This window comes from Roseisolibacter sp. H3M3-2 (assembly GCF_029211165.1).
Classification (GTDB): domain Bacteria; phylum Gemmatimonadota; class Gemmatimonadetes; order Gemmatimonadales; family Gemmatimonadaceae; genus Roseisolibacter.
In genome coordinates this window covers 1-4,309 of sequence record NZ_JARGEK010000383.1, presented here as the reverse complement: position 1 = coordinate 4,309, position 4,309 = coordinate 1, and the positions used below count along the sequence as shown (strand labels likewise).

The following is a 4,309-nucleotide window of genomic DNA, read 5'->3' as shown; positions in this document are numbered from 1 at the left end:
GCGTCGCGCGGGGGCGCGCCGACGCGCTGCGCGGCGGGCGGCGGGGGCGCGGGGACGTAGACCAGCGTCTCGGGCGGGCGCGGCGGCGCGACGCCCGCGCGCGCGGTGGCGACGACGGCCACGCCGATCAGCGCGGCGTGCAGGACGACGCTCGCGGCCATCCCGCCGGTCGAGCGGCGGCGCGGGCGGCGGGACTCGGGAAGCGCGTGGAGCACGGGCGACATGCGACGGTTCCTCCGGCGGTGGGGTCGCCGGCAGGATGCGACGCGCGCATTACGCGCCCGTGGGCGCGCCGTGACGGATCGATGAGCGGTCGATGAACCGTCGGTGACGCGCGGATGACGAAACGATGAAGGCGCGCCGCCGCGCGCTCACGGCGCGTGGGTGAGCCACACGGGGCACGGCGCGCGGTGCACCACCGCGGCCGCGACGCTCCCCTCCAGCAGCCGGTCGACGCCGCCGTGCCGCGGGTGCGTGGCGAGCGCCAGCAGCTCCGCTCCCTCCTCCGCCGCCGCGCCCGCGACCGCCGCCAGCCCCACGGCCGCGGCCCACGGCGTCTGGTACCACGCGGGGAGCACGCGCAGCGCGAGCACGGCCTCGCCGCGCCCCGGCACGCCGTCCTCGTTCCACGCCCGCACGCGGAAGCGGTAGCGGCCCGGCCGCAGCTGCGTGTAGCGCGCGGTGCGCGCGCCGCGCGCGGCCTGCCACTCCGCGTCGACGCCGTCCATCCGGTACTCCACCCGCGCGCGCTCGGGCATGCGGAGCGCCGTCGCGGTGAAGCGGACGTCCACCGCGCCGGGGTTGGGCCCGATCCGCTCCCGCGCGTCCGCGGGGAGCGGCGTCCCGTCGACCGCGACCTCCTCGACGTGCACGCGGGGGGCGATGGGGTTCGTGGACGCGACGCGCGGGTCGAGCACGGCGAGCCCCGTCGGCGTGGCGAACCACAGCCGCCCGTCGGGCGCGACGGCGACCGGGTCGCGGTCGAGCCGGTTCCCCCGCCCCGCGGCCAGCCCGTCGGGCGCGCCGAAGAGGCGCACCGGCACGCGCGCGGCGCGCCCCTCCGCGCGGGCGTTCAGCGCGTCGAGCGGGATCCGCGCGACCCCGCCCCCGCCGGCGACCCACAGCGCCCCCGCGTGCGCCACCACGCGCGCGAACTGGTCGCGCGCGATCGGCACGACCTCGGGCACCGCGACCGTGCGCGCGGCGCCGGCGGCGATCCGCACGAGAGTGCCGTCGCGCGCGTTCCCCCACAGCGTGTCGGCGCCCGCGGGCGTCAGGCCGTAGACGGCGCGCGTCAGCCCCTCGCGCGCGCCCACGCGTCGGACGACGCGCCCGTCGGCCAGCTCGAGGACGACCGCCGGGTCGCCGACCGCGACCCACACGTGCCCGCGCGCGTCCCCGCCGAGCGACGTGACGCTGAGGTTCGACGTCGACGCGCCCGGGCCGATCGACGCGGTGTCGAGCGGCGCGAAGCCGGCGGCCGTCCACCGGCCGAGGAGCGGCGGCATCAGGTAGAGCCAGAGCGTGCCGCCGCCGTCCTCGCGGGCGTGCAGCGCGCGGCGCGGGAGGCGCGGCGTCACGACCGTCGCGCGCGTGCCGTCGAGGCGCACCACGCGGTCGTCCTCGTCGTACACGAACAGGCCGCCGCCGCGGGCCAGCCCGAGCGGCCAGAACCCGCCGTGCGCGCCGGGGCGGATCTCGCGCACCGCGACCGGGCCCGGCTCCCCGCGGACGATCCCGCCGTCGAGGCGGTGGATGAGGGACTGGCCGTACTGCACCGTCCACAGCGCGCCGCCCGCGTCGGGGAGGACGTTGATGGGCGCGTCGAACGGCAGCCCGTTCCGGCGGCTCACCATCGCGAACGGGGCGTGGCGCAGGCGGTCGAGCCCCATCTCGGTGGCGACCCACACGCTCCCCTCCTCGTCGGCGAGGACGGCGCGCACCACCGCGTCCGACAGGCCGTCGCGCTCCGTGAACTGCTCGACCACGCCGCCGCGCAGGCGGAGCATCCCCTCCCCGCGGGTCGCGACCCACAGCGCGCCGTCGGGCCCGCGCACCGCGCGCGGCCCGGTCACCTTCCCGCTGTCGCGCCCCGGCGGGCGGATCTGCGTGCGTCGCTCGCCGCGCAGCATGACGAGGCCGTCGCGCGACGCGAAGACGACCAGCGTCCCGTCCCGGTCCTGCACGAGCGGCCGCTGGCTCACGTCGGTGGCCCCCGGCGGCACCGGGTGGTGGCGCGCGCGGTCCCCGGACACGTGCCACAGCCCGTGCGCGCGGCTCCCCATCCACACGCCGGCGCCCGTGTCGGGGATGAGCCCCAGCATCCCGGTGTCGGGCACCCCCGCCGGCAGCGCGGGGCGGCCGAGGCGGCCGCCGCGCAGGCTGTACAGCCGGTCGTCGCCGCTCAGCAGCCAGTATTCGCCGTCCGCGCGCTCCAGCTGCGCGGTCAGGTCGGCGTGCGCCCCCGGCGGCACGACCACGCGGAACGCGCCGCCGCGGTACGCCACGAGCCCGCCGTCGCGGCGGCTGACCCACAGCGTGCCGGCGCGGTCCACCAGCAGCAGGCGGAACGTGCCGCCGCGCGCGCTCCGCAGCGCCGGCGTGGTGGTGCTGTCGAAGCGCGTGAAGCGCACGCCGTCGAAGCGCACCACCGCGTCCTCGGCGCCGAGCCAGAGGTAGCCGTCGGGCGTGCGCTGGATCCCCCCGGTCACGCCGCCGGAGGGGAGCCCGTCGGCCTCCGTCCACGTCGTGTGATGGACGTGCGCCAGCGGCTGCGCCGGCCAGCGCGGCGGCTGCGCGTGCGCGGACGCGGCGAGCAACGCCAGGGCGACGGCGCACGCGCGCGTGAGGGACATGCGCCCGATTCTATCGTCGCGCCACGGCGCGGCAAGCCGCGCGCGTCGCGCGCGCCGCGCTTTCATCGACCGCGCGGACGGGCGTACGGGGAGGCGCACGCCACTCTTCCCCCGCTCGAGGAGTCCGCCATGCCGCTCCGCCCTTCCCCCCGCGCCTCCCGCGTCGTGCGCGCGCTCGCCGCCGTCGGCGTGCTCGCGTGCGACGCGCCCGAGCCGCTCGCGCCGCGCGCCACCGTCGCCGCGCCCACCCACGCGCACGCGCGCCGCGCGTCGCCCGCGGGGGCGCGCCCGACCATCGTGCTCGTGCACGGCGCGTTCGCCGACGCCACCGGGTGGCAGGACGTCATCCCGATCCTGCAGCGCGCCGGCTACCCGGTGATCGCGGTGCAGAACCCGCTCACCTCCGTCGGCGCCGACGTGGCGAGCACGAAGCGCGTCATCGACGCGCAGCCGGGCGCGGTGATCGCCGTCGGGCACTCGTACGGCGGCGTCGCGATCAGCGGCGCGGCGGCCGGCAACCCGAAGGTGCGCGCGCTCGTCTACGTCGCCGCGTACGCCCCCGACGCGGGGGAGAGCGTGCAGGCGCTGAACGCGCGGTTCCCCGAGACGCCGCTGGCGCACGCGGTCGCCCCCGACGCGGCCGGCTTCGTCTACATCGACGCGGCGCGCTACCGCGACGTGTTCGCCGGCGACGTCCCCGAGCCGCGCACGCGCGTCATGGCCGTCACGCAGAAGCCCGCGGCCTTCGCGACGCTCGTCGACCCGCTCCCCGTCGCGCCGGCGTGGCGGACGGTCCCCGCCTGGTACGTCGTGGCGCGCGACGACCGCACCATCCACCCCGACCTCGAGCGCTTCCTCGCGCGGCGCATGCAGGCGCGCACCACGGAGCTGGGGACGAGCCACCTCCCCCTCGCCTCGCGCCCGCACGAGGTCGCGAAGGTCATCCTCGAGGCGGCCGCCGAGACCGCGCCCTGAGCGGCGCGGCCGGGCGACTTTCAGGTCGCGTCCGGCCGGCGTACGGGGGAGCATGTCCCGCGAACTCCCCGTCGCCCGGCTGCTGCGCTGGCGCCTCGAGCAGGGGGCGGCCGGCGCGCCGCCGCCCCCGAGCGCCGCGCGACTCCTCGCGCTCGCCCGGCCGTGGTGGGAGACGGCGCCCGCGCGCCTGCTGGCCGCGGTGGAGCGGCTGCGGCAGATGCCGCCGGCCTACGGCTTCGCGCGGACGCCCGACGCGCGTGCGCGGGCCGGGCACCCGGTGCCGGTCCTCGTCGACGCCGCCGAGCCGTCGGAGACGTACGCCCACGCGCTGTACCTCGCGGTGCGCGCCGGCCGGATGCGCCTGCGCTTCCGCCTCGACGCCGACGGCGCGCTGCCGGGGGACGCGCTGGAGCTCACCGTCGGCGCCGACGCGCCCGACGGCGCGCCGTTCGAGGTCGCGGCCCGCCGCGCCGAGGGGG

General features: G+C 79.2%; 3 protein-coding genes and 1 pseudogene. 2 read left to right on the top strand and 2 right to left on the bottom strand.

Going from position 1 to position 4,309, the window contains the following annotated elements; all coding sequences use genetic code 11:
- Both PYV61_RS21535 and PYV61_RS21530 read right to left on the bottom strand, forming a co-directional pair.
- Positions 1–224, bottom strand: a pseudogene (locus tag PYV61_RS21535) (hypothetical protein); the annotation flags it as partial.
- A gap of 147 nt (positions 225–371) precedes the next feature.
- Positions 372–2,855: a triple tyrosine motif-containing protein gene (locus PYV61_RS21530; RefSeq protein WP_275835523.1), complete on the bottom strand. Its 2,484-nt coding sequence runs from the start codon at positions 2,853–2,855 to the stop codon at positions 372–374.
- Positions 2,856–2,984: 129 nt separating this feature from the next.
- On the opposite strand from PYV61_RS21530, the gene PYV61_RS21525 reads away from it, so the two are divergent.
- Together PYV61_RS21525 and PYV61_RS21520 are read left to right on the top strand one after the other, a co-directional pair.
- Positions 2,985–3,830 (top strand): alpha/beta hydrolase, encoded by an 846-nt coding sequence (locus tag PYV61_RS21525; protein ID WP_275835521.1) that lies wholly within the window; start codon positions 2,985–2,987, stop codon positions 3,828–3,830.
- A gap of 52 nt (positions 3,831–3,882) precedes the next feature.
- Positions 3,883–4,309 (top strand): hypothetical protein (locus PYV61_RS21520; RefSeq protein WP_275835519.1); only part of this gene is annotated, 427 nt, incomplete at its 3' end.